The following is a 22,708-nucleotide window of genomic DNA, read 5'->3' on the forward strand; positions in this document are numbered from 1 at the left end:
GCTCCGGGGGTTATTTTTTTTCATTTTCAGCGGCGGGAACCAGGGATTATGACGAAAGAGGTGGTCATTGATGGTGGAGGGTTTGCCGGTCTTAGGGCAGCCAAGGTTTTGGGACATACAGAAGGGGTTCATGTCACACTGATTGACAAGGCCAACCATCATCTGTTTCAACCCCTTTTGTATCAGGTTGCCACAGCCGGGCTCAGCCAGTCCGATATTGCCATGCCCATTCGAAGCATCCTGTCTGAGTTTCAAAATATCAAGGTCCTTCAGGGAGAGGTGACGGGGGTCGATTTTAAGGCCCGCACGGTGACCACCGACTTTGGGGTGCTTTCTTACGACGACCTGATTCTTGCTTGTGGCGTCCGGCACTCCTACAACGGCCATGAAGCGTGGGAACCCTATGCTCCGGGTTTAAAAACCCTGGAGCAGGCCGTGGAGATTCGACGGCGAATTTTAAGCGCCTTTGAGGTCGCAGAGCGGGCCGAAGACGCGGCGGTGCGGCGTCGAGCGCTCACCTTTGTGGTGGTGGGCGGAGGCCCCACCGGCGTGGAACTGGCCGGTTCCATCGGAGAGATGACCCGCTACACCCTGTCTCGGGATTTTCGCAACATCGACCCCAAGTTGACCCGTATTATTCTTGTGGAATCCGGGGCAAGAATTCTGGGCTCCTTTCCCCCAAAGCAGAGCAGCCGAGCCACGCGGGACCTCGAAAAACTCGGGGTGCAGGTGTGGATCCAGAGTCCGGTCAGCCAGATTAACGAAACGAGCATCGAGGTGGGGGCCGAGAAGATCGAAACCATGACGGTGCTCTGGGCCGCCGGAATTACCGGTACGGAGATCAACCAGGGCCTTGGGGTAGAGACGGGAGCCAAGGGGCGTCTCGTGGTGGATGCATATCTCAATATTCCCGGGCAGCCCGATGTCTTTGTGGCTGGCGATCAGGCCGCTTTTACCGATCCTTCAGGCCAGCTTCTTCCCTGCCTCTCTCCGGTGGCCATTCAGCAGGGGCAAGCCATTGCCGAAAATATTCTTCGGGATATTAAGGGGGAGCCTCGGGTGAGTTTTGACTATGCGAATAAGGGGCAGATGGCGACCATCGGTCGCAGTCGGGCCATCGTGGACTTGGGCTTCGTCCGTCTCCAGGGGGTTATCGCCTGGATGACCTGGCTCCTGGTGCATATTTATTTTATCGCCGGATTTAACAATCGCCTCTCCATTTTTCTGAAGTGGTGTTTTTCCTACCTGACCAATAAAAAAGGGGCGCGGATTATTTCTGGCGCAAGTTGGCGATTTTTTGATACATTGCCAGAGACAAAGCTGGATAAAGACATTTCCGATTCCCTCGATGTTGCGGAGGGCCAGGAGGTCTGAAAGACCCTGATACGTGTCTGCGGTCTTAAAGGTTTTGCCCGTGACCGCTTTTTCTCATTGTGCCGAGCTGGAGGTTTTATGAGTGAGAATCCTGTTGTTGATGTGACCCCTGATTCGTTTCGAAGGTATATGAGCGAGCATTCCGATGGCGAGTACCTGCTCGTTGATGTCCGGGAACCCCCGGAGTATGAACAGGCTCATATCCCTGGGGCTCAGCTGCTTCCCCTCGGGCAGCTGGAATCCCGCCTCGGTGATCTTCCCCCGCATCGTGATCTTATTTTTGCCTGCCGCAGTGGCGTCAGATCCCGGGTGGCGGCTCAGATGGCTGCCGAAAAGATGGGGCAGCACGGCACCCTTTATAACCTGGAAGGCGGTATTCTCGCCTGGCAGGGCTACACGGTCACGGACTTTCCCCGCGTGAAAATCCTGGTCCTTGAAGAGGGGATGCAGCAGACCCTTATGGCGGCCATGGACCTTGAAAAAGGTGCCTGGAATATTTACCGTTATATTCAGGAACAATTTCCGGGAACTCGCCTGTCCCAGACCATTGAGTATCTTTCCATGGCGGAGATGAATCACGCCGAAGCGCTTTATGATGTGTGGCGAACGGCTGAGGCTGATCCTCCGCAGTTCGAAGACCTGTTTGCCGGGCTCAAAGGGGAACTCCTCGAAGGGGGCATGTCTCTGACCGAGGCGATGCTTCGCCTGGAGAGCACGATGGTTCCCATGGATTTGGCCATCTATGAGCTGGCTCTGGATATCGAATTCACGGCTTATGATCTTTACCGTTACGCTGGGGAACATTCCGACGATCCCACCCTTAAAAAGCTTTTCCTCGATATCGGCGAGGGCGAGAAAAAGCACATGGCCTCCATTGTGGGGGTGTTAAACAGCGCTTTTTGATGCGTCCTGTCCCGGAAAGGGAGTCGTGAGACATTTTGGCGAGACACTTTTTTTGCATTTTTTATCCCAAGCCCTCCTCCTTTGCATTACATCCATTCGTTCGGAAACAGAATCGTACATTTAATATCCTGTTATTTTAAAGGCCTGTATCCTTTTTTGTCTGCGGCTGTGGCGGCTGGCATGCTTATTGAAAAGCTTACTCAGCAATGATTCGAGTGCTGCCGGATGATGAGAGGTTTGTCATCCTTATTAAAATAAGATCAGGTAAGACAAGATATTGCTCGGACTGACTGCAACCTTTATGGCCATTGGAAGAGGGAGTAACCCATGTTGAAAAAAGATGTGGAAGACGCGTTGAACCTTCAGTTAAACAGAGAGACTTTTTCCGCCTACCTCTATTTCTCCATGGCGGCATGGCTGAACAGTCAGGATTTGCCTGGGTTCAGCCAATGGATGGTCGCTCAGGGGATGGAAGAGTTGACCCACGCCCAGAAGTTTTACGCTTACATTCAGCAGCGGGGCGGCACGGTGCGTCTTGAGGCCGTGGCCGGACCCAAAGTGGGATGGGAATCGACCCTGGAACTTTTTGAAGAGACCCTGGCCCATGAGGTTTTTGTCACCGGATCGATCAACAGCCTCGTGGATATTGCACGCGATGCTTCGGATCACGCCGCCGGTATTTTTCTCCAGTGGTTTGTCACCGAGCAGGTGGAGGAAGAGGAGAGCGTCGGTCAGGTTCTTCAGCGCCTTCGCCGGGTCGGAGACAATCCTTCCGCTCTGATTATGATGGATGGCGAATTAGGAAAGCGGATGGCGACGGCTTCTTCTGCGACACCTGCCGAATAGCCAGGCGGTATAGATCGATGAAACAACCAGCCACAGCGCTTGTTCCCTGGGTTTCCGGGAGCAAAGGCTGTGGTTTTTTTATGGGGAGATGACATGCAGAGGAGTGACGGGGTGCGAGCCCTTGGGGCCTGGGGCGTTCGGTGCGCTGCGTTCCGGGAAGACCTTTATTTGGCAGGAAGCCCCGAGCGGTGCCTGGAGCGAACCGTGGTGGAAGGGGGGGACGGGGCGCTTTTTCTCCTGGAGCGGATTGACGGCACGGTGGCTCCGAGGAAACGGGAGATGGGCCGCTTAATGCGGGCCCTGGCCAGGGACGGGTTGCCCGTGGCTGCGCCACTGATGACCTCTGCCGGAGAAGCTCTGGTGGCCCGGGAAACCGGCCTTTGGCAGCTGACACCCTTTGTGCAGGGGATCAGCCTGGATCGGCCCGGATACACCCGGGAAGCATGGAGGGGACACTCCCTGGCCATTTTTTTAGAAAATCTGCGTGCCGTCTCTCACGGACTCGATGCGTCCTTCCTACGAGACTCTTTCAATTTACCCGCTTACATTGAGACCCTCACCCATACCCTTGAAGACCGGCATCCCCGGGTGGCCGAAGCCCTCGCCGAAGCCACCGCTTACTTGAGGGGGCGTCTCTTTCCCTGCTGGCAGGATCTGCCTACGGCCCTGGCCCATGGCGATGTCCATGGGATGAATATTCTCTGGGGCGAAAATGGGATCGCCTCGGTGATTGACTGGGAGTTTTTCGGCCGCAAACCCCTTCTCTACGACGTGGCCAATATGGTGGGATGCTGCGGTATGGAAACCCCCGACGCTCTTCTTCATGGCCTGGCCCCCACCCAGACCCGGGCTCTTCATTCCACTGATTTTGCGGATACCACCAGCTGGAATCTTCTCCCTGAATGCATTATGGCCCTGCGGTACGCCTGGCTCTCCGAATGGCTTCGTAAAGCCGACGCCGAGATGATTAACTTAGAACTCTCCTATATCTATCTTCTGATGGACAACCGGGAAAAGCTGGTTGAGGCGTGGGGGTTTTAAAAAGCGTTCTTCGTGCTTGGTTCTTCGTTCTTGGTTGAGGAGTCGCTCCGCTCCATCGATGGGAAGGGAAAAAGCGTTCTTCGTGCTTGGTTCCACGTTCTTGGTTGAGGAGTCGCTCCGCTCCATCGATGGGAAGGGAAAGAGCGTTCTTCGTGCTTGGTTCTTCGTTCTTGGTTGAGGAGTCGCTGCACTCCATCGATGGGAAGGGAAAAAGCGTTCTTCGTGCTTGGTTCCTCGTTCTTGGTTGAGGAGTCGCTCCGCTCCATCGATGGGAAGGGAAAGAGCGTTCTTCGTGTTTGGTTCTTTGTTTTTATGAAAACCTTCGCAAATGCCCTCACCCTGAGGAACGAAGGGAGAGGGTATTTGCTGCCTGGGGTCCAGGGGATTATCCCCTGGCCGCCGGAGGCAGGTTTCTTTTATCCAAAATCACCCTTCTAAATTCCGATAGGTCAGAAACGGGGAGGTTGCAGGTGCCGTTTCGGCAGGGGTAGAGGGTGGGGGACTCTTTTGCGATGGTTTTTCCATCGATGAGGGGGAGGAGCGATTTCAGGTTTTTGAGGGGCGCGCCTTCCCGGACGGGGATGATGGCGGCATAGGGCGTGTAGATCGAGGCGAGGGTGGAGAGGGCCACCGGGTCTTTCGGCGAGGGGTTTTCCGGCAGGAGGAGGACGAGGGCCAGGGGCTCGGACAGATGGAAATCCAGGGCGGTGATCATGCCGGAATAGGGGGCCGGGTCCTGGTTGGGGGGGATGAAGGTCGAGACGGTGGCGAGTCCTTTTTTGAGCCAGGTGGTATCGGTGGTGAGGGCATAGAGCCGGAAGAGGTTCATGGCGGCCACGCTGTTGCCGGAGGGGATGGCGCCATCGGTGGCGGGTTTGTCCGGGGTGATCAGGATTTCGCCGTCGATGCCGGTCATGAGGTAGCCGCCGTCTTTGGCAGAGAAGAGCCGGTCGGTCTCTGCTTGAAGGTGAAGGGCAGCTTCCACCCAGTTTTTTTCTCCGGTGGCTTCAAAGAGGTCGATGAGGCCTGCGATGACAAAGGCGTAATCCTCCAGGAATCCCAAGGGGCCGAGCCCTTCGAGCCGACTGCGGTGGAGCCGGCCCTTGTTTGTCAGCTCAGAGAGGATGAATCGGGCGGTGCGATCGGCGGCGTTCAGGTAGGTTGCGTTGTTAAAGGCGCGGCCTGCCCGGGCAAAGGCGGAGAGGGTCAATCCATTCCACGCGGCGATGATTTTTGTGTCGGTGAGGGGGGCTTTTCGATCGGTTCGGGCGCCGCGAAGAAGCTGACAGGCATTGTCCACGAGATGTGACAGCTCCTCTTCGGTGAGGCCGTGTTTTTTGGCCGTCTCTGAAAGCGGCGTCTGGATGTGGGGGATATAGCGTCCCTCGAAATGAGGCGGACCCGTGAGGGTGAAGTGATCCCGGACAGGTGCCCAGGGATCTTCGGGAAGGGCGGCGTCGATTTCGCTGCGGCTCCAGGTAAAGAAATAGCCCTCTTCCTTTTCGCCTGAAGGGGTCAGGGAATCGGCATCGGTGGCGGAGTAAAAGCCGCCCTTGGGGGACTCCATCTCCCGAAGCAGATAATCCAGGGTGGTTTCGGCCACTTTTTTGAATCGGGGGGTGCCCGTGGCCTGAAAGCCTTCCACATAGGTGGCGGCCAGAAGGGCGTTGTCGTAGAGCATTTTTTCAAAGTGGGGGGCCAGCCATTTTTCATCGGTGCTGTAACGATGAAATCCGCCGCCGACCTGGTCATGGATGCCCCCATTGGCCATGGCAGAAAGGGTGTGCTCGGCCCTATGGAGATACCGTGAGATACCTGTTCTCTGGTGGGCACGTAAAAGCAGGGAGACCGGCAGGGTCGAAGGAAATTTGGGCGCGCCCCTGGATCCACCGAAGCGTGGGTCGTAGCGGTCTGCAAAGGTGGCGATGGCCGTCTCCACCCAGGGCCTGTCGGGGAGCGCACCGCCGTTGTCGCCTTCACCCAGGCGGTGAAGGGCCTGGGTGATTTTGAGGGCGGAATCGGAAATTCTCTCTTCTTCGGTGGCGTAGAGATCGCTGATGCGATGCAACAGGGTCAGAAAGCCGGTGTGTGGGGGGCGGTCACCGTCCCGTGCCGGGAAGTAGGTGCCGCAGTAAAAGGGTTTTCCCTCGGGGGTCAAAAAGACGTTCAGGGGCCAGCCTCCGGCCCCGGTCAGCAGCTGTACGGCGTTCATGTAAATGGCGTCGATATCGGGGCGCTCTTCGCGGTCCACCTTGACCGGGATGAAATGGGTGTTTAGCACCTCGGCGATCTCTTCATCTTCAAAGGACTCCTCTTCCATGACGTGGCACCAGTGGCAGGTGGCGTAGCCGATGCTGACAAAAAGAGGGCGGTTTGTTGCCCTGGCACGGGAAAAGGCCTCTTCTCCCCAGGGAGACCAGTCCACGGGGTTGTGGGCGTGTTGGAGCAGGTAGGGGCTCTCTTCCAGGAAGAGCCGATTGGTATATGTCGCGGTGCCGTCGGGGTTCAGGTGCCGTGTGCGGGGCACGTAATTCCGGCCTCGTGTTTTTTCTTTTTCTTTTATTCGGGTGTCAAGGCTCATGGAGGGCATTTCCTTCTTTAGAAATGAGGCGGCCGTCCCCTTGCTTTTTCATGCGCGAGACAGTCAGGGTGAGTTGCCCGTGAGATTTCGGGCAAAGCTATCACGCCATGTCGAAGCAAGGGGTGCCAAGGTGGAAAAGATATGGACACCTTCACGTGTGGGCCTGAAGGGTGCTCTATTCGTGAAAAGCTTTATAGCTTGTCTGGAATACAACAGTTTTCATCCTTCCAGGTCCGCTTAATCCTGCCACCTTTGCAGGGTTGGGGCCGCCTGACAGGGTAAGTTGCAAATTAGAGACCATGTCGGAATAAAAATACCGATCCCTGGAATGACGCGGACCGCTTTTTAGCTCCGGCTGAAAATAAAGGCGTGCAATAAAGATAACGCGTGCAAAACCCCGTGCCGCTGGCCAGGGGTGGCAAAACCATCGCTGTAAAACGCTGTTGACGATGGGATGCTGCGTTTTACTGTTTGATTGTAACGCCGTTTTACGGAAACATGTTATTTTATTTTCAAGGCCTTATTTTTTTGAGATGAAATGATACGGTGGCCTTCAGTCAGGGGGCGGGGTGGCTTGAATTGTCTCATGTGTCGCGAAAGGTGAGACAGAACCATCCCGCGGCATGGCCGGGCGCTGATTTTTTGAGCCCTTGGTGGACGGGATGTCAAAGGGTGGGGAAGGATAACCCCCATTATTCTTGGCTGAAAAAAGCGGCAAACCGTCAAAGGACACGGATGCAGCTTTATGGCACGGTTTTTGATATAATAAGATTTAAGGTGAGATAAAAAGAGGCATTGGCAATGCGACCCATGCGCCCGAAGGGTGAGAAAATCGAGCAGAAAGCGTGAATTACATTTTGTATTTTACAAATATCTAAATTTATCACAGTAACAGACTGCAATGACGTCTTATCGCTACGTATAGATCGTTTTTACATGAAATGTCCGGGCTAAGGACGTTTGTGCCTGACCCTGAATTTGTTCTGATCCAAATGAGTGATTCTTTTGCCTGTATCGGTGAATACTATGAAAGGAGTGATGATGACCTGTCAACCTGAAGAGATGTACCAGTGCCAGATCGCCAATTGTGGATGCATTTATAACCCTGATAAAGGGGATCGTCGGGGAAAGATTCCCAAAGGCACCGCGTTTAAGGATTTGCCGGAAGAGTGGAAATGCCCGGTATGCGGGGCCAGCAAAAAGGCCTTTAAGTCGCTTGGATAGGACTCCGGCCCTCTCCCGGATGCCTTAAATATGAGTGCACTCGACCCGTGAAATATCCGGGACAGGCGAATGTGGACTCCCGGTAAGGCCGACGCCGATTTCAAGGTGGCGTCCCTTGCCGCAGGAGCCTCTCTTTTTATTCTGACATGAAGGAGACCCCATGGATTTTTCTGACGTGATTGCCACCCGACGTGCCGTGAATTACTTTGATCCCGACCGGGATGTGCCGGACGCGCTCCTGCGAGAGGTCGTGGAGATGGCCGCCACGACACCCTCCTCATTTAATCTCCAGCCTTGGAGCCTCATGGTCCTGCGGGACAAAGAGGAGAAGTTGAGACTTCAGAAACAGGCCATGGGCCAGGGGAAGGTCAGTGAGGCCCCGGTGACCCTGATTGTGCTCGCCGATCGTCGAGGGTGGGCCGATGAGTGCCCCTTTACCGAGAAGAATTTCCAGGAGATGATCCAAGCCGGTGCCATGACCGAAGAGCGGCGCGCCTGGTTCTCCAAGGCACGCACCAATCTTTACGGCACCTCTGAAGCGTCCCAGCTCGCCTTTGCCACCAAAAACACCGGTTTTTTTGCCATGGCATTGATGCTCGCCGCCCGGAGTAAGGGCCTTCATACCCATCCCATGGACGGCTTCTCCATGGACGGCGTCATGAAAGAGTTTCATATTCCGGAGACCTACTGGGTGCCCCTCCTTATCTCCGTGGGTTATTTTAACGATGCCCAGGAACTCGCCCCGCCCAAATGGCGGAAAACATACGATGAGATTGTGGTGAACTTTTAGAACGCCAGTCTTCTATGTCCAAGGGTGGCGGCCCTGCCGGGGGCCAACCTTTTGAAAAGGTTGCCAAACAGGTCTTTAAAAAAATCTCGGGTCAATCTAAAACCTAAGGCAAATGTGATTTGGCCTGAGGAACGAAGGACAAAGCGCATTTGCAACTTGCTTTCAAGGTGGCACACCTTGCCGCCGGAGGCATTTTTTGGGTCACTTTAACCATAGAAGGCTGTTATCTCCGGGCTGAATCGTGACCTTCCGTAAAGGATGAGTGTGTGAATCAAAAAGAAAAAGGCATGAAAATTCGCCTGGACGCTCTGCACGATGCGTGGAACCGGCGGGAGTATGTGAGCCCGGATCCCTTGGAGACCCTTTACGATTATGAGGATCCCCGGGACCGGGAGGTGGTGGGGATGGTGGCTTCAAGCCTGGCATATGGGCGTGTGGCCCAGATTCTCATCAGCGTCCGGCGGGTTCTCGGTTTTATGGGGCCGTCTCCCTGCGGCTGGCTGGTCTCCCGGGAATCTGTAGAAATTGAGGCGGCCTGCGCCGGCTTCGTCCACCGCTTCACCAAAGACGTGCACATGGCAGCACTCCTTACAGGCATTCGCGAGGCGATCCTCACCCACGGCTCCTTGAAATCGTGTTTCCTTGCCGGATACAGCCCGGAGGATGAGACCCTGCTTCCCGCGCTCTCCCATTACGTGAAAGCCGTGAAGGGTGATCGCCTTATTCCCGGTCACCTTCTCTCCGATCCCGACGGCAAGAGCGCCTGCAAGAAGGCGAACCTTTTTCTCCGATGGATGGTTCGCTGCGATGAGGTCGACCCCGGCGGATGGCATGAGGCCCTCCCCGCCTCCAAACTGATCATCCCCATCGACACCCATATGCATAAAATATCCCTGGCCCTGGGGTTCACCACCCGCAAAGCCGCCGATCTTAAAACCGCCGTAGAGGTCACCCGACACCTTGCCCGCCTCAATTCCGAGGATCCCACCCGTTACGACTTTTGCCTCACGCGTTTCGGCATCCGTGGAGAGCTGAATATTGAGGACCTTTTGTAACGGTTCACAGGTAAAGCGTCCCCTGCTGGGCGTTCAAGGCGTCTTCGGTTGTTTTTCCGAGGTTAAGCTTTGGGGTCCATGAGGCAGACATGTCGTTGATCGTCAGGGCCTGCTCCGGGCAGCTGGCCAGGCACCGCAGGCAGGCGATGCATTTTTCAGGGTCTGCCGTGCCGGAGGTGGCGTCCATGGCCTGGGTGGGGCAGATCTCTTCGCAAAGGCCGCAGAGGCTGCAGGGGGCGCCGGCTCGCGTGGGGATCTGGGTGACCATGCGAAAACGGAACCCTTCGAACCGATCCAACTCCTCGGCGCTGTAGATTCCGGGATCGAGCTCTCCCAGGATGGCGGGGTCCTCGCCGGTAAAGCGTTTGAGGACTCGGTCCGCGAACTCCTCGGCCAGAGCGTCGTCTGCGGCATTGGGTCGATCGGCAAGCGCTCTCCATCCGCCATGGTTAAAGGTGTGGGCACCGGGGAACTCGGCCGAGGCCACCACGGAGAAGTGCTGTTCCCTCAGAATCTCTCGTGTGGTCTGATGGGCAGGGTGCACCGTAAAGCCTCCGAAGGTGAAAAACAGGGCGCATTTCTTTCCGCCGCCGTTTAAGGTGCGGAGCCACTCCCTCGTCACCCGGGGGGCGCGCAGCGAGTGCACCGGAAATCCGAAGACAAGGGTATGATACGGGGCGAGATCCAATTGTTTTTGCCGGTCCGACCAGGCGGTGATGTCGAACTCATCCACGTCAACCCCGGAACGTTCAAGCCGGTGTCTGATGACCCGCGCCATGCGGGCGGTGTTTTCTGTGGCAGAGAAGAAGATCAGCGCAGTTTTCATGGGAACCTCCTGTGGGGGGACGCGTGGTGAATAAGAGTTCACTGGCGACGGCTTTCACTCCTTATGTACGGTGGGAGTCGAAGGATTTGGCCAGTGTGAGAAGCTGGGTGAAGGTGTCGGTGAATTGCTTGATTTTTTCGGGGGCTTCTTCGGCAAAATGGGCCTCAAATCGGTCATACATCTCTTCGTGCAGGGCTTTATGGCCCTGGCAGGCGATGTGACCGGCGTCGGTCAAGCGAAGCAGGACAGACTTGGCGTCTGTGGGGCCTTTCTCCCGGGTGATCAGTCCGTGTGTTGTCAGCTTGCGGATGCGCTCCGAGACGGTGGGTTTGGAGACGGTAAGCGCATGTGCAAGCTGGGTCATGGTGAGCCCTTCGTCACGTTCAATGGCGGTCAAGGTGTGAATCTCTGCCGGAAAGAGGCGGTGCCCCGTCCCGAAATCAACCCCTTTGGCGTGTCGACTGTTGACGGTGTCGATGAGCTCCATCAGGTTTTTTTGCATTGTCTCGAATGCTTGGTGTGTTGGGGTCATGGCTTTTTTTGTAAGGTACCCTAACTAAAAAATCAAGAAGAAAAAAGGCCCAGGAGGCGAATGTGGCGGGGGATGACCCATTGACAATGGGGCGCGGCTCTGTTTAAAATCAGTTAGTTGGACACTCTCTCATAAACGGACATGGAGGACGCGACATGAAAAAGGTGCTGGGGAACATGAACGCTTTCGATGTGGCTGATTTGCTCGACGGCCTTGGGGATAGACATGCCCTTGACGTCCGGGAAGTCGCCTTGATGAGTGATCAGGATGTTGAATTAAATTTTCTCAATTGGCCCTGGGATAAAGACGATCCGATCTGGAAGTTCACCTCCCATGCCTATGGGTTTATTCCGCCTGCAGACTCTCGTTCGGACGCCCAGGTCTCCATCGTCAACGCGGGGAATATCATCGCGGATACCGCCCTGAAGGATCAGGCGATCAAGATTACCCTGGATCGGCTGGTCGTGCGTGATTATCCGGGGAAAGGGGTGCATCATATTCTCTTTGATTTTTATGCTCAGCATCAGACGACGGGGCAGGCTCAGGATCTTCATTTTACCCAGACCTATCGTGTGCAGGAGGGGCAGAGTGCCCCCATTTCCGGGTACCCGATATTTGTCGGATTGAACGTCGGATCTGAAGGCGTCGCCTTCAAATGCCAGACCATTAATGTAAAAAACGAAGCAGATGAAAAGCTGTTGGGGATCATGGAGGGCGACGCGTTCAAGAAGGGACTTCAACTCGTCAACACGGTCAATCCGGCCATTCCCGTTGTGACAGGCTTCGCCACGGGAATCACGAAGGCCGTGCTCAACGGGAAAAAGAACGTGCCGGTTCAAGCCTTTGATCTGGGGCTGGATTTCAGCACCATTCAGACCCGGGCGAAGCTGAAGGAGGGGTCCTATGTGGTCGTTCAAGCGCCGCTGCCCTTTGACTGGGCCCAATGGGTCTACAGCCCGACCAGCGGGCAAATTATCTCAACAGCTGACCCGGCGACGTCCATTCCTTACAATTATATTGTCTTCAGTATCAGCAAAATGTAGCCGTGACGTGCCAAGGGGTTTTTTTAATACGGGCTCTGTCTACGGCCTCCTCCGATGGAAGGGGCGAATGCGTTGTGGATGTTATGCCTTTCAAGGTGGGAACCGGTCTTGGCGAGGGGCGATGACCGGCGATTAAAAGATGGAAAAAGAATCCCTTTTGCTAAATCCAGAGAGTCTGTTAGAACTGTCCCGAAATGCAGAGCATGACCGCATGATTCGAAATAATTTTTTGAGGATGATTATGAAAAAAACCTTTAAATTGACCCATCCTAAAATCAAGCCGGACCGTCTTTTGGAAGCGGTACGATGCGATGTCAGGAAGTATCTGAAGAGAGAACGCAATAAGCAGTTGCCGCAAGGTGTCGATTTCTGGGATTTCGACTGCCGCTTCGGCAATATCGAGGACGAGGCCCGGGAGATTCATGTCACTGAAATTCCCAAGTGCCTTGATGGCGTGAAAGAAGAACAGCTGGAATCGTTTTATTTGGAAATCCTGGCCAAGCCGGGACATAGAATGAAAAAGCCACTGGCTTCCGAATCAGATTAGTCGGGTTTCAGCGATGCAGAGGAGGTGATCAGTGTTTCCGACATCTACTGCATCGTTTTTTGACCGTAAAGGGAGGGCGTAGGTTTCGCGCCTGGTCCTTCCTGAGACAGCCTCCCTGTACACCTGAATTACCTGTATAAAACGAAATTTCTATCCCGCCTCTGTGGTAAAAATAGTGTAGAAAAATGGCGCTTTTTTTAGTATACCCCAAAAGTAATTCATGTTTTTATTCGGGTAGTCATTTAATCTTTTCGCCAAGGGGCAACGCATTGGATAATAGCCGGGGATGGGTGGTCTGGGGCATTTCTCTCATTTTGTTTTTCTTTGTTTCTATCGGTTATTGTGGCGTCTATACGTGGCGGGACAGCGACGGTGTGACCCACTATTCCGATGCACCGCCCCAGGAAAAATCGATGATGCAGGACGATAACGACTACCAAGTGATTCAGGAAGATAAGTATTTTTCAGCTGAAATATATATTGTTGAAAATGCAAAGGAGTCTTTTTTAAACGGAACGTACATTCCCGCGAAAGGGTCTCGGAATGTGATGCTTTTTAAGCTGGATTCCAAGGCCACCCCGCATAAAATTTATTTAAGTGGCAGCGGGGGGGAGGGGCGCTGGACGTGGAAGATCGCCGGTGGGGGCAAGACCTATTACCGTACCCGTCAATTGCCCATGGATTCCTCGCCGGTTGCGTCGACCCCCTGGTATCACGAGATTGGTGAAAAGGTCCTGTACCCCATCCGTGTGACCAAAAAATGGGTCCCGGTGACGGCCGATTCCTATGATCATACCTATTTCAGGGAGATCTCCGATGTGCCGTTGGATCGATATCCCTGGGTCAAATATGATTTCATCGTAGATGAGGCCCCCAACGTCGCAATGAAAGGTCGGTACACGCCGCAGATTTCGTACAAAAAGAATGTGGCGCATCCCTTCTATGCCAATGAAAACGGCTATACTCTTTTCGCCACGGTCCATCATTATAAAAAATGGACGTGGAATCTGGCCGGCTCAAGTCGCGTGTATATCAACCCGGGGCCCGAGGTGGTGTATGCGGAGACGGAAGGCGTGTCGCCGGAAACCTATCCCCAGGATATCGAAGCGTGGAAGGACCGGGTCTCGAGAAAAAGGTGTCACGTAAAAATCACGCGGATTGAGGTGTACGATCGGTGAGGGAAGGGACTTTAAGTTAAGGTTCTGGCTGGCATGGGGGTGTCCTGAGTGCCGAGGGATGATTGGGTGCCGGGGAGGCGTCGCAGCAGGAAGGGGAGAGCAGGTGACAAAAGTACTGAGTTTTCTGGTGGGGTTGATGTTGATTTGTGTGGGCGGGGCGTTTGCGGATGTCATCCATCTGGTCAATGGACGAAGTATTACAGCCGATTCCTATTACCGGGAAAACGGCTTTGTTTATTGTGTGGTCGGCGAGCAGACGATCGGGATACCGGAATCCAAGGTGGCCTCCGTGGATGATGCCTCAAGCTCTTCTCAGGATGAAAAAGAGATCTTTATCCGAATGCCGAACTACTATCGCGTCTTCTCCCTTGGGGGCTATGTGGAAAATGGCATCTACGAGGAGGTTTATTCTCTGGAGAAGAGATGTCCGGAGTACCGAAGGGTGTTCAGCCCCTATTACCTGTCGGCCCGCAATTGCGAGAAGAATACCGGGAGATGGGAGATTGGGAAAATTTCGACCCGCCGCAATGGAACCTCCCGTCGCAGCACATACGTCCTGAAAAATGTGCCCCGGGGTCGTGGGGCCAACTATACCGGGGGCCGCTGGGAGCTTGCCGACGGGAGCGGGCCCTGCGATCTCCAGGTGGAATCCTGCCCTCCCCCCCAAACCGCCGAAGAGGAGAAGCTCTGCTTTCGAGCCACCGGGTTTCCCAATGATTTTTTCAACGGCCTTTACAAGCCGTTTACTCTGATCAACGGCAGAATCGCTTACCGATTGAAAAGCGGGATCAACGAAGCCAGGGTTTACCTCAAACCGAATACCAGTTTCAAGAACCATTATGAATGGATCATGACCTTTGACGGCGAGGTCCATTACCACAGTTATCCCTTTGAAAACCCGCATTACCTTTATCCCCATGAAGTCCAGTCCTGGAATGCAAAAGGCCTTTATTCTTCCATCTATGGCGCCGTTTTTAAGAAAGATCCTTCAAAAAAATACGTTTTCACGATCGGACGATAACCCTGAACCGGGTGGCGGCAGCCACCGCAAAGGATTTCTGATGCGATTTCTGTTTGTCCTTCTCATTGCCACCCTTCTGTCATACACGGCCGCTTTTTTTGCAAAACGGCACTTCGGCATGGGCCGCGCCATTGGTTGGTTGGTTTTTGTCGGTGTTATCTTTACCTCGGAGGCGGTTATTTTTAAAGACTCCGGGATGTTCGGTGGCAGGGCAGCGGCCGGCAATGACGCCTCATCGTTTCTCAGTGAGCCGCTGTGGGATCTTTTGAGAACCGGGGACGCGGAAATGTATCATGAACTGCGTCTTTATCAGCGTGAGTATCTGCAGGGGAAGATGCCAAAGGAATTTCTGGTGGAGATCTCCAGCCGGGATGTCAGCGCCTATTTTTTAACCTGTGCGCGCAGGGCCCCTGCCGAGGCGCTTCGATCCTATTTTGTGACCCTTCAGGCTGAGATTGCCGACTGCCAGGGGAGCGCCGAGTGTGACTGTGAAGAGATCATTGCGTCCCGGCGAGAGGTCCATGGGGAATTCCTGGTCTATCCGAATGGCGAATTGCGTCAGGCGTATGAGGCGGCGATTGCCGACGTGATCCGGGCCTCAAGGGACAACCCGTCACCGCCCCAGGCCGCCGATGATTATGCGGTGATTCTCGATTCGTTTTTGGCGGATCCGCGTTACGATTTTGGTGAAAATAGGATTAAGTTCGAGCAGTTTGTCTTGGGACACCGGTATTACGCGGCGCCTCAGGTGATCTGTGATACCTTTTTCCAGTTTCAGGAGGCCGCCCTGGACGAGATGGAAGGCTTTGGAAACAAGATCATCAAGGGCTTTTTTACGATGAAACGCATTCCAGGGATGTAAGGCCCCTTTCCCGATGAAGGAGGATATGATGAAAATTGTTGTATTGGACGGATACGCTCTCTCTCCGGGAGACATCGCCTGGAGTGGGATTGAAGCCTTGGGTGAGACCCAGATTTTTGATCGAAGCCAACCCCATGAGGTCCTCTCCCGGGCCAAAGGGGCCGGGATCGTGCTCACCAACAAGACGGCCCTGGGCAAAGCCGAGATCGATGCCCTGCTCCCGGAACTCTCCTACATTGGGGTGCTGGCCACGGGGTACAACGTGGTGGACATTGCCTACGCCCATAAAAAGGGGGTGGTGGTGACCCATGTGCCGGGGTACGGGTACGATGCCGTGGCTCAGATGGTGTTTGCGCTGATGCTGGAGTTGACCAACCGGGTGGCCCATCATGATGCCACCGTCAAAGCGGGACAATGGGCGGCGTGCCAGGATTTCTGTTATTGGGATTACCCCCAGGTGGGGCTCTCGGGCCAGACCTTGGGTATTTTCGGGTTTGGGGGCATCGGGCGGCGGGTTGCGGCTCTGGGGCGCGCCTTTGGAATGCACGTGCTGGTTCATACCCGCACCGTCCCGGAGGGGGGCGAGGAGGGCGTGATTTTTTGTGATCGGGACCGGCTCATTGCCGAGAGCGATGTACTTTCTCTGCACTGCCCCCTGACCGAGGCGACCCACCAGATGGTCAATGGACGGTGGCTGGCCGGGATGAAGGCAGGCAGCTTTTTGATTAATACCTGCCGGGGCGCCGTTATTGATGAGGCGGCTCTGGCCGCGGCGTTAAATGCCGGAACAATCGCCGGTGCCGGCCTGGACGTTCTGGACGTCGAACCTCCGGGACCGGAGAACCCCCTTCTGACGGCCCGGAACTGCTACATCACCCCCCACATCGCCTGGGCCACCCAAAAAGCAAGAATCCGTCTGCTGGAAATTGCCGCGGAAAACATTCGGATGTATTTGGCTGGAACGCCCCAGCATTGCGTGCCCTCCATCGTCGATGCCTGAAAGGTGGCCAAGCCACGGGAGTAAAAACCACCTTGATGTGGTGATCAACGGTCCGGCCCTTTGGGGTCGGATTTTTATTTTTTGAGCGGTATCCGGGGGCTTTGTTTTGACAAAGCCCCCGGGGTGTTTCAGGGAAGGTGTCGGAGGCATGGCCTGTTGTTATGGCTTGTTTGGGTGGCTGGCAGCCTCGCGACGGCTCCGGTTCAGGTGGTCAGGTCGTGCCAGAGGGCCAGGGGGTTCACGGGATGGTTTTTCCAGAACTCACGCCATGTGCCTTGGATTGTGATTCTGACCGCAAACCACACCGTGCGCCGGAGGCCGTCGGGAAGAATACCGACCTCCATGAAGGCCCGGGCCACAGAATTCAGGGGCATCCGGCCGTGGGTGATGCAGTAGGTGTCCCGCACCTCAATTTGGTTCGGGTGTTGGGTCGGGGCTTTCGGCCAGTAGTTTTTTTTGGATTGAAGGATTCCTTTGCAGTTGTAGATCTCATTCCCATGGGCAAAACTCAGGGCGGTGATCTTTGCCACGATCCGGTTGGCGAACCCATGGGTGTTGTGCGCACAGGCCATGGGGGCCAGGCCCAGGGAGAGCGTCTGAAAACCGGGTTCTTTTTTGAAGCAGTTCAGGGCAACATCGATGATGGCATCGAAGACGGCCACGTTGCGGCTGTCATCTCGTCGGTTGATGTTTGCATACCAGCCGATTTTTTGGTGATTGTCGTACATCGCCTCAAAGGTGACATAGCCCACCAGCTGTTGATCCAGCCAGGCAAAGAAGGTTCGCTCATTGGGCTCATCCCGGAAGGTGGGGTCCCGAAGCAGGATGTTCAACGGGGTTTGGGTTGATCGGGTGCATCGCCATTTCGTTGAAACGGCGATGGCCTCTTCGGTCAGGGTTGCCTCGGAGTCCCATCGGGCTTCAGAGACGGACAACTTGCTTTTGCGGGCTTTGCGGATCCGCCGTCCGACATTTTTCCCCTTGAGGGTCCAGCCCGGCAGGATCAGGGTCTCAACGCCCATGTGGGTGGCATTAAATCCGAATACGTTAAACTGTCGTGCCGTCTCGAGGCTGCATTGCAGGCCGACCAGGGGGAGGTGGCATTCATGGCTGGCCTTGATGAAGGCCTTCACCACGGCTTCGGCATCGGTTTTTCTGCAGAAGGGGTCGCCCACAAAGATCCGGACGCCCTGTGCATCCTGATAGGCGATGGAGCCTTTTTCGTGGTTGAACTGTGAGAAATTTGGGTCTGCTTTCACGGAGTAGGCCATGGTAAATGAACCGAATTTTTTGTAGCTCTGCATAACGTTGGGGTTCCTTTTGCGAATTTCTGGCGGTTTGTGTCCGCGCTGTGTGTGATTTTTCTCTGTGGGTCCGCGTCGTGCGGTTTTTTAGGAGGGGCGGGTTCGGTCCCGGGTTCACAGCTCTTTTTTCATCAGGAATTGTGATGAAAAGCCGGCTTTAGAGGCGATGGGGCCGTAGGGAAGCCATCCGCATCGGGTGAACCCCAACTCGTGGTAGAGTTTTTTTGCCTGGGGGTTGGTGTTAACGACTTCCAGGCGCACGCAGGTCAGGTGGCGGGCCTTGCCCCAGGCGAACAGTGCCTCCAGAAGGCGGTGTCCCACCCCCGTGCCACGAAAGGACCCGGCCACCGAGATGACCTGCACCCGGAGTTCATCGTCCTTGAGGGGGTGAAGGTCCTTGAATACAGACCCGCTTAGTTTGCGGGTCACCCCGCCCCAAAAGCCGAACTCCTGGTGGAGGGTTGTCAGGTTGAGGTGAATGAATTTCTGTCGTTGAAACTGGAGTCCTATAAGGCCCACAAGCTTTCCTTCGCAGAGAGCATAGATTCCAGACGTAAAGTCAGCCCCGTCTCGGTAGACCCGTTTTGCCTGATTGCTGTCATGGGGATTGAGCATGAGGTGGTCAATCTTTTGTCCGAATCCGTCAATAAATACCTTGATGGACGATTCCTTTAATGGCTCTGGCAAATGCCCTGTGAGAATACTTAGATTCTGGTCTTTCCTCTGCATGATACAATACTCCTTAAAAGTGTAAGGTAATGGAGCCGGAAAGGTCGGATGTATAGTGGCGTCAGATGTTTGAAAACGCAGATTTGTTTGCTTGCAGGTGACGCATCCGTGACGTCCGGCTGGCTTTCTGGAAATTGTAAGGAAAGCAGAGGTGCAGGTACAGGAATGTCGAGGGGTGTGCTTCTTTTACTGTGGTTTTTATCGGGGGAAGAGAAAAAAAGATGGGGGGGGACATCAGTCCGTGGGGGGCGATTCGGTGAGGGGGGCCATCACCTGGTCCATAATGCGCGGAATCTCATCTCTTTCGTGCATGGTTTTTATGATGGCGTTGAATTGCCTGATGAAATCTTCTTTGAAGTGAAACCGACCGGAGTCCATGCGCGTAAATCCCAGATGACCCCATTCCGAGGAGATGACAAGGGCCTCTTGGAGCGCGGCGTGCTTGCCTCCTTCGTCATAGAGGCCCTTTTGTTTGAGTTGGTTCAGCTCCCAGAGAATGGCGCGTCGATCGTTGATGTAGCAGTCTATTCGTTTGATGCCGAGTTTGAGGATGTTGATTCGATTGCTTTTGGCCTCTTCAATGGTTAGATGGCCTTTTTGGGCGGCTTGGAAGAAGGCGTCTCCTCCGAGGACGAAGCCGTCATTGCTGCCGATGGCCAGGCCGTAAAAATCTTCGGGCCACCGGTGTCTGGGGGCGCTTTCCATGATTTCATCGCGGCAGAGAACCACCACCTCTTCCTTTAATATGGGTGTTGAGTAGGGCCAGATGTAGGGACGTGCCAGGGGTCTGATGTAGGGTGGGAAGATGGCAAAGGCTCTGCCATTTTTGATGTCATGCAGCCCTCGCTTCCATGGGATAGGAAGGACGGTGATGCGATAGCCCTTCATCCGTGAAAAGGCTTTTTCCAGGATAGCGGGGTAGATGCCGCGGGCCTGGCCGTCGATGCTGTAGCTGTAAGGCGGGTAGTTGTCGTCGCAGTAAATGGTGACGTCGATTTCAGCGGCCCCTGTTCGGCACACCAGGAGGGGGAGACAGGCGATGAACGCGATGATTCCGAGCCGGCGGGTCGTTTTTATCATGCAGGCATCCCTGGGGTTTGGTGTTGGTAGAACCAGAGGGGTTGTTGTTGAATCAATGAATAAGAAAAATATATCAGAGTGACGGGAAAAGGAACAGAAGGAAGGCGACCCCTCGCCCCTCACGCGAATGCGGACACGAGGTGGTGAGGGTCCCGGTTACCGTCGCGCATTCGCAAACCCGCTTTCAAGGTGGCGCCACCTTGCCGCCGTAGCCTGCTTTTTATCAGGCAATGAGCACAATCTGGAGGTCGCAGACGTTGGTATTGGTGGGGCCGGTTTTGTGGAGGGCACCCAGGGTGTCGAAGAAGGTGTAGGCGTCGTTGGCGGCAAGGCAGGCGGTGGTTGAGAGGCCTGATGTGAGGGCTTTTTCAAGGAGGGTTGCGTCGGCAAAGGCGCCGGCGGCGTCTGTGGGGCCGTCGTTGCCGTCCGTGGAGGCGGCGAGAAAGGCCACGCGGTGTTTTTCGGTGCCCCATGTTTTCATGTCATGCAAAAAGGCCAGGGCCATCTCCTGGTTTCTGCCGCCTTTGCCGTTGCCGGTGAGGGTGACCACGGTCTCGCCCCCGAAGATCAGGCAGGCCGGTTTGGGGGTGAAGGTCTCCGAGTCTGCGGCATCTCGAGCGATATCCGCGATGGCTTTGGCTGCGTGCCGGGCCTCGCCGGTGAGCCGTGCGGTGATGGGGGAGACGGTGTACCCCAGATTTTTTGCTTTATCGGCGGCAGCCAGGAGGGCCTGGCGGTTGGTGCCGATGAGCAGGTTGGTTGTCCGGGACAGCAGCGGATCGCCGGGCTTGACGGTCTCCGGAATGTCCCCGTTGGCCCCTTGCTCCAGCAGGGTGCGAATCGTTAAGGGGACGGTCTCCAGCACCTGGTATCTGCGAAGAATGGCCAGGGCATCGGCAAAGGTGGTGGTGTCATAATGGGTCATGCCCGAGGCGATGCTTCCAAGGTCGTCGCCGATGACATCCGAGAGGATAAAGGTCAGACTTCGGGCCGGGTGAAGCCGGGAGAGAAAATGTCCGCCTTTGAGGCTTGAGATGTGTTTGCGTACGCAGTTGAGCTCTTCAATGGCTGCGCCGGAGGCGAGGAGAAGCCGGGTGGTCTCCTGTTTGTCGGCGAGGGTGAGGCGGGCGGATCCGGTGGGTGTCTCCACGCAAAGGGGGGCCGGGGTCAGGGCCGAGCCACCTCCAGAGATGCAGGTGATGACCAGGGTTTTTTCATCGGCTTCATCGGCCAGGGCGGCGAGGCGCAGGGCCGCCTCCACGCCGTTTTTATCGGGGACCGGATGACTCGATTCCACCACCTCGGCATGGACGAGGGCTTCGGTGTGCCCGTATTTGACGCAGATCAGCCCCTTTGAAATCCTGTCGCCCAAGAGGGCTTCGAAGGCCAGGGCCATGCGGGCAGAGGCTTTGCCAGCCCCCAGCAGAAAGATCCGATCATAGTGCGTGAGGTCTTCTGTCAGGATGACGCCGCCCATGTTCACCTTGAGTAACTCCCCCTCGAGGTGGACATTTTCGGTGATCATGGTGAAGGGGTTGACCCGGTCGAGGCCGGCTTGGAAGATCTCTTTCAGGTGGGTTCGGAGGGTGTCAATGGGCATGAGGGAAATCCAGTTAATAGGTGATAGGCTAAGGGCTAAGGGCTAAAGGGCTAAGGGCTAAAGGGCTAAGGGCTAAAGGGCTAAGGGCTAAAGGGCTAAAGGCTAAAGGCTAAGGGCTAAGGGCTAAGGGCTAAAAATGCTTCGGTGGTTCATCCGGTGGCTCACGTGATGACACGTATGCGAGTGCCCACTCCCCGAGGCACGAGGGGAGGGGGCATTCGCAACCTGGGGTCCAGGGGATCATCCCCTGGCCGCCGGAGGCACGTTTTTTACCCCACGTTGTTGAGCTGTTTCAGGGCGCGCATGAGGGCCTGGGTGCCCATGCGAGCGCCGCCGTGGGCCATGACGGCCTGATAGAGTTGGTTGACGAGGGCGAGGCCTGGCAGGGCCAGGTCCATCAGCCTTGCCTCCTCCAGGGCGATGCCCATGTCTTTGACAAAGTGTTCGACAAAAAAACCGGTGTCGAATTCATCCTTGAGGATTCGGGGTGCCAGGTTGGTCAGGGACCAGCAGGCCGCAGCTCCGCCTGTGATGCTTGAGAGCATGACCTCAAGATCGAGCCCGGCCTTCTGCCCGTAGAGAAGCGATTCACACATGCCGATCATGGTGCCGGCGATGACGATCTGGTTGCACATTTTGGTGTGCTGTCCGGATCCGGCCGGGCCCTGATAGACGATCTGGCTTCCCAGGATCTCAAAAAGGGGGGTGAGGGCGGTGACGGTCTCTTTGTCACCCCCGACCATAATGGAGAGGGTGGCGTTTCGGGCACCCACGTCCCCACCGGAGACGGGGGCGTCTACGGCAAAGACCCCTTTTTGCTTTGCGGCCCTGTCAATCGTCTGGGCCAGGGTGGGCTGGGTGGTGGTCATGTCCACCACCACGGAGCCGGGTTTTGCCCCTTTAAGGATGCCCGTCTCCCCTGAGTAGACCTCTTCAACATCTTTGGGAAAGCCCACGATGGTAAAGATGACGTCCGAGTTTTGTGCCACCTCTTCGGGGGTCTCCTTCCAGGTTGCGCCCAGGTCGATGAGGGGTTGGGCCTTGGCTTTGGTTCGGTTGGTGACGTGGGTCTGGAAGCCCTGCTCTATCAGGTGGCGGCACATGGATTGTCCCATCACTCCGGTTCCGATCCATCCGATGCGTGTGCGGGTTTTGTCGATTGTGATCATGGT

At 55.6% G+C, this 22,708-nt stretch carries 21 protein-coding genes and 1 pseudogene; 14 read left to right on the forward strand and 8 right to left on the reverse strand.

Annotated elements, in window-relative coordinates; translation table 11 throughout:
- Nucleotides 1-48 precede the first annotated feature (48 nt).
- The 4 genes from Q1Q75_RS04125 to Q1Q75_RS04140 all read left to right on the forward strand — a co-directional run bounded on the left by Q1Q75_RS04125 (nucleotide 49) and on the right by Q1Q75_RS04140 (nucleotide 4,164).
- Nucleotides 49-1,374, forward strand: coding sequence for an NAD(P)/FAD-dependent oxidoreductase (locus Q1Q75_RS04125; protein ID WP_300667771.1), 1,326 nt, complete (start codon nucleotides 49-51; stop codon nucleotides 1,372-1,374).
- Between the two features lie 78 nt (nucleotides 1,375-1,452).
- Nucleotides 1,453-2,277: a rhodanese-like domain-containing protein gene (locus Q1Q75_RS04130; protein WP_300667772.1), complete on the forward strand. Its 825-nt coding sequence runs from the start codon at nucleotides 1,453-1,455 to the stop codon at nucleotides 2,275-2,277.
- 327 nt (nucleotides 2,278-2,604) lie between these two features.
- Nucleotides 2,605-3,123 (forward strand): ferritin, encoded by a 519-nt coding sequence (locus Q1Q75_RS04135; protein ID WP_300667774.1) that lies wholly within the window; start codon nucleotides 2,605-2,607, stop codon nucleotides 3,121-3,123.
- A 93-nt stretch (nucleotides 3,124-3,216) separates the two neighbouring features.
- Nucleotides 3,217-4,164: an aminoglycoside phosphotransferase family protein gene (locus Q1Q75_RS04140; RefSeq protein ID WP_300667775.1), complete on the forward strand. Its 948-nt coding sequence runs from the start codon at nucleotides 3,217-3,219 to the stop codon at nucleotides 4,162-4,164.
- A gap of 385 nt (nucleotides 4,165-4,549) precedes the next feature.
- Here the strand turns inward: Q1Q75_RS04140 and Q1Q75_RS04145 are convergent, their stop codons facing one another.
- The gene (locus Q1Q75_RS04145; protein WP_300667777.1) at nucleotides 4,550-6,745 is read right to left on the reverse strand and encodes a thioredoxin domain-containing protein; all 2,196 of its coding nucleotides are present in this window, start codon (nucleotides 6,743-6,745) and stop codon (nucleotides 4,550-4,552) included.
- 1,041 nt (nucleotides 6,746-7,786) lie between these two features.
- Here Q1Q75_RS04145 and Q1Q75_RS04150 point away from each other — a divergent pair.
- The 3 genes from Q1Q75_RS04150 (at nucleotide 7,787) to Q1Q75_RS04160 (ending at nucleotide 9,814) form a co-directional block, all read left to right on the forward strand.
- Nucleotides 7,787-7,969 (forward strand): rubredoxin, encoded by a 183-nt coding sequence (locus Q1Q75_RS04150; RefSeq protein WP_300667872.1) that lies wholly within the window; start codon nucleotides 7,787-7,789, stop codon nucleotides 7,967-7,969.
- 160 nt (nucleotides 7,970-8,129) lie between these two features.
- Complete coding sequence (locus Q1Q75_RS04155; RefSeq protein WP_300667778.1) at nucleotides 8,130-8,759, forward strand: nitroreductase family protein; 630 nt, start codon at nucleotides 8,130-8,132, stop codon at nucleotides 8,757-8,759.
- 266 nt (nucleotides 8,760-9,025) lie between these two features.
- A complete protein-coding gene (locus Q1Q75_RS04160; RefSeq protein ID WP_300667779.1) occupies nucleotides 9,026-9,814 on the forward strand; it encodes a TIGR02757 family protein in 789 nt (262 codons plus the stop codon).
- Nucleotides 9,815-9,818: 4 nt separating this feature from the next.
- On the opposite strand, the gene Q1Q75_RS04165 is transcribed toward Q1Q75_RS04160, so the two are convergent.
- Complete coding sequence (locus Q1Q75_RS04165) at nucleotides 9,819-10,640, reverse strand: EFR1 family ferrodoxin (RefSeq protein WP_300667780.1); 822 nt, start codon at nucleotides 10,638-10,640, stop codon at nucleotides 9,819-9,821.
- 61 nt (nucleotides 10,641-10,701) lie between these two features.
- Nucleotides 10,702-11,142, reverse strand: coding sequence for a MarR family transcriptional regulator (locus tag Q1Q75_RS04170; protein ID WP_300667782.1), 441 nt, complete (start codon nucleotides 11,140-11,142; stop codon nucleotides 10,702-10,704).
- Between the two features lie 185 nt (nucleotides 11,143-11,327).
- Between Q1Q75_RS04170 and Q1Q75_RS04175 the strand changes: the two genes are divergently transcribed.
- From Q1Q75_RS04175 to Q1Q75_RS04200, 7 genes and pseudogenes are all read left to right on the forward strand, one after another.
- The gene (locus Q1Q75_RS04175; RefSeq protein ID WP_300667783.1) at nucleotides 11,328-12,215 is read left to right on the forward strand and encodes a hypothetical protein; all 888 of its coding nucleotides are present in this window, start codon (nucleotides 11,328-11,330) and stop codon (nucleotides 12,213-12,215) included.
- A 139-nt stretch (nucleotides 12,216-12,354) separates the two neighbouring features.
- Nucleotides 12,355-12,762, forward strand: coding sequence for a DUF6172 family protein (locus Q1Q75_RS04180; RefSeq protein ID WP_300667784.1), 408 nt, complete (start codon nucleotides 12,355-12,357; stop codon nucleotides 12,760-12,762).
- Nucleotides 12,763-12,947: 185 nt separating this feature from the next.
- Nucleotides 12,948-13,157 (forward strand): annotated as a pseudogene (locus Q1Q75_RS22585) (DUF4124 domain-containing protein); the annotation flags it as partial.
- Between the two features lie 18 nt (nucleotides 13,158-13,175).
- Nucleotides 13,176-13,940 carry a hypothetical protein gene (locus Q1Q75_RS04185; RefSeq protein WP_300667786.1) on the forward strand — a complete coding sequence of 255 codons (765 nt, stop codon included), beginning with the start codon at nucleotides 13,176-13,178 and terminating at the stop codon, nucleotides 13,938-13,940.
- A gap of 103 nt (nucleotides 13,941-14,043) precedes the next feature.
- Nucleotides 14,044-14,961, forward strand: a complete 918-nt coding sequence (locus tag Q1Q75_RS04190; protein WP_300667787.1) for a hypothetical protein — start codon at nucleotides 14,044-14,046, stop codon at nucleotides 14,959-14,961.
- Between the two features lie 40 nt (nucleotides 14,962-15,001).
- Nucleotides 15,002-15,823: a hypothetical protein gene (locus Q1Q75_RS04195; protein WP_300667788.1), complete on the forward strand. Its 822-nt coding sequence runs from the start codon at nucleotides 15,002-15,004 to the stop codon at nucleotides 15,821-15,823.
- A gap of 25 nt (nucleotides 15,824-15,848) precedes the next feature.
- Nucleotides 15,849-16,823, forward strand: a complete 975-nt coding sequence (locus Q1Q75_RS04200; RefSeq protein WP_300667790.1) for a D-2-hydroxyacid dehydrogenase — start codon at nucleotides 15,849-15,851, stop codon at nucleotides 16,821-16,823.
- Between the two features lie 203 nt (nucleotides 16,824-17,026).
- On the opposite strand, the gene Q1Q75_RS04205 is transcribed toward Q1Q75_RS04200, so the two are convergent.
- The 5 genes from Q1Q75_RS04205 to Q1Q75_RS04225 all read right to left on the reverse strand — a co-directional run bounded on the left by Q1Q75_RS04205 (nucleotide 17,027) and on the right by Q1Q75_RS04225 (nucleotide 22,705).
- Entirely contained in the window at nucleotides 17,027-18,127 is a 1,101-nt protein-coding gene (locus tag Q1Q75_RS04205) for a DUF2156 domain-containing protein (RefSeq protein WP_300667792.1), read from the reverse strand.
- Nucleotides 18,128-18,241: 114 nt separating this feature from the next.
- On the reverse strand, nucleotides 18,242-18,856 hold the full coding sequence (locus Q1Q75_RS04210) for a GNAT family N-acetyltransferase (protein ID WP_300667793.1): 615 nt from the start codon (nucleotides 18,854-18,856) through the stop codon (nucleotides 18,242-18,244).
- Between the two features lie 234 nt (nucleotides 18,857-19,090).
- Nucleotides 19,091-19,936, reverse strand: coding sequence for an ABC transporter substrate-binding protein (locus Q1Q75_RS04215; RefSeq protein ID WP_300667794.1), 846 nt, complete (start codon nucleotides 19,934-19,936; stop codon nucleotides 19,091-19,093).
- Nucleotides 19,937-20,159: 223 nt separating this feature from the next.
- Nucleotides 20,160-21,536 carry a DUF4147 domain-containing protein gene (locus Q1Q75_RS04220; RefSeq protein ID WP_300667795.1) on the reverse strand — a complete coding sequence of 459 codons (1,377 nt, stop codon included), beginning with the start codon at nucleotides 21,534-21,536 and terminating at the stop codon, nucleotides 20,160-20,162.
- Between the two features lie 269 nt (nucleotides 21,537-21,805).
- Entirely contained in the window at nucleotides 21,806-22,705 is a 900-nt protein-coding gene (locus Q1Q75_RS04225; RefSeq protein WP_300667797.1) for an NAD(P)-dependent oxidoreductase, read from the reverse strand.
- Between the last annotated feature and the right edge of the window lie 3 nt (nucleotides 22,706-22,708).

It is taken from the genome of Desulfoluna sp., from assembly GCF_030145185.1.
Classification (GTDB): domain Bacteria; phylum Desulfobacterota; class Desulfobacteria; order Desulfobacterales; family Desulfolunaceae; genus Desulfoluna.

Excerpts from the sequence above, each read along its gene's own strand:
- Q1Q75_RS04125 (WP_300667771.1), top strand. The coding sequence starts at position 49 with ATGACGAAAGAGGTGGTCATTGATGGTGGAGGGTTTGCCGGTCTTAGG.
- Q1Q75_RS04130 (WP_300667772.1), top strand. The coding sequence starts at position 1,453 with ATGAGTGAGAATCCTGTTGTTGATGTGACCCCTGATTCGTTTCGAAGG.
- Q1Q75_RS04135 (WP_300667774.1), top strand. The coding sequence starts at position 2,605 with ATGTTGAAAAAAGATGTGGAAGACGCGTTGAACCTTCAGTTAAACAGA.
- Q1Q75_RS04140 (WP_300667775.1), top strand. The coding sequence starts at position 3,217 with ATGCAGAGGAGTGACGGGGTGCGAGCCCTTGGGGCCTGGGGCGTTCGG.
- Q1Q75_RS04145 (WP_300667777.1), bottom strand. The coding sequence starts at position 6,745 with ATGAGCCTTGACACCCGAATAAAAGAAAAAGAAAAAACACGAGGCCGG.
- Q1Q75_RS04150 (WP_300667872.1), top strand. The coding sequence starts at position 7,787 with ATGACCTGTCAACCTGAAGAGATGTACCAGTGCCAGATCGCCAATTGT.
- Q1Q75_RS04155 (WP_300667778.1), top strand. The coding sequence starts at position 8,130 with ATGGATTTTTCTGACGTGATTGCCACCCGACGTGCCGTGAATTACTTT.
- Q1Q75_RS04165 (WP_300667780.1), bottom strand. The coding sequence starts at position 10,640 with ATGAAAACTGCGCTGATCTTCTTCTCTGCCACAGAAAACACCGCCCGC.
- Q1Q75_RS04170 (WP_300667782.1), bottom strand. The coding sequence starts at position 11,142 with ATGCAAAAAAACCTGATGGAGCTCATCGACACCGTCAACAGTCGACAC.
- Q1Q75_RS04175 (WP_300667783.1), top strand. The coding sequence starts at position 11,328 with ATGAAAAAGGTGCTGGGGAACATGAACGCTTTCGATGTGGCTGATTTG.
- Q1Q75_RS04180 (WP_300667784.1), top strand. The coding sequence starts at position 12,355 with ATGGAAAAAGAATCCCTTTTGCTAAATCCAGAGAGTCTGTTAGAACTG.
- Q1Q75_RS04185 (WP_300667786.1), top strand. The coding sequence starts at position 13,176 with ATGATGCAGGACGATAACGACTACCAAGTGATTCAGGAAGATAAGTAT.
- Q1Q75_RS04195 (WP_300667788.1), top strand. The coding sequence starts at position 15,002 with ATGCGATTTCTGTTTGTCCTTCTCATTGCCACCCTTCTGTCATACACG.
- Q1Q75_RS04200 (WP_300667790.1), top strand. The coding sequence starts at position 15,849 with ATGATGAAAATTGTTGTATTGGACGGATACGCTCTCTCTCCGGGAGAC.
- Q1Q75_RS04205 (WP_300667792.1), bottom strand. The coding sequence starts at position 18,127 with ATGCAGAGCTACAAAAAATTCGGTTCATTTACCATGGCCTACTCCGTG.
- Q1Q75_RS04210 (WP_300667793.1), bottom strand. The coding sequence starts at position 18,856 with ATGCAGAGGAAAGACCAGAATCTAAGTATTCTCACAGGGCATTTGCCA.
- Q1Q75_RS04215 (WP_300667794.1), bottom strand. The coding sequence starts at position 19,936 with ATGATAAAAACGACCCGCCGGCTCGGAATCATCGCGTTCATCGCCTGT.
- Q1Q75_RS04220 (WP_300667795.1), bottom strand. The coding sequence starts at position 21,536 with ATGCCCATTGACACCCTCCGAACCCACCTGAAAGAGATCTTCCAAGCC.
- Q1Q75_RS04225 (WP_300667797.1), bottom strand. The coding sequence starts at position 22,705 with ATGATCACAATCGACAAAACCCGCACACGCATCGGATGGATCGGAACC.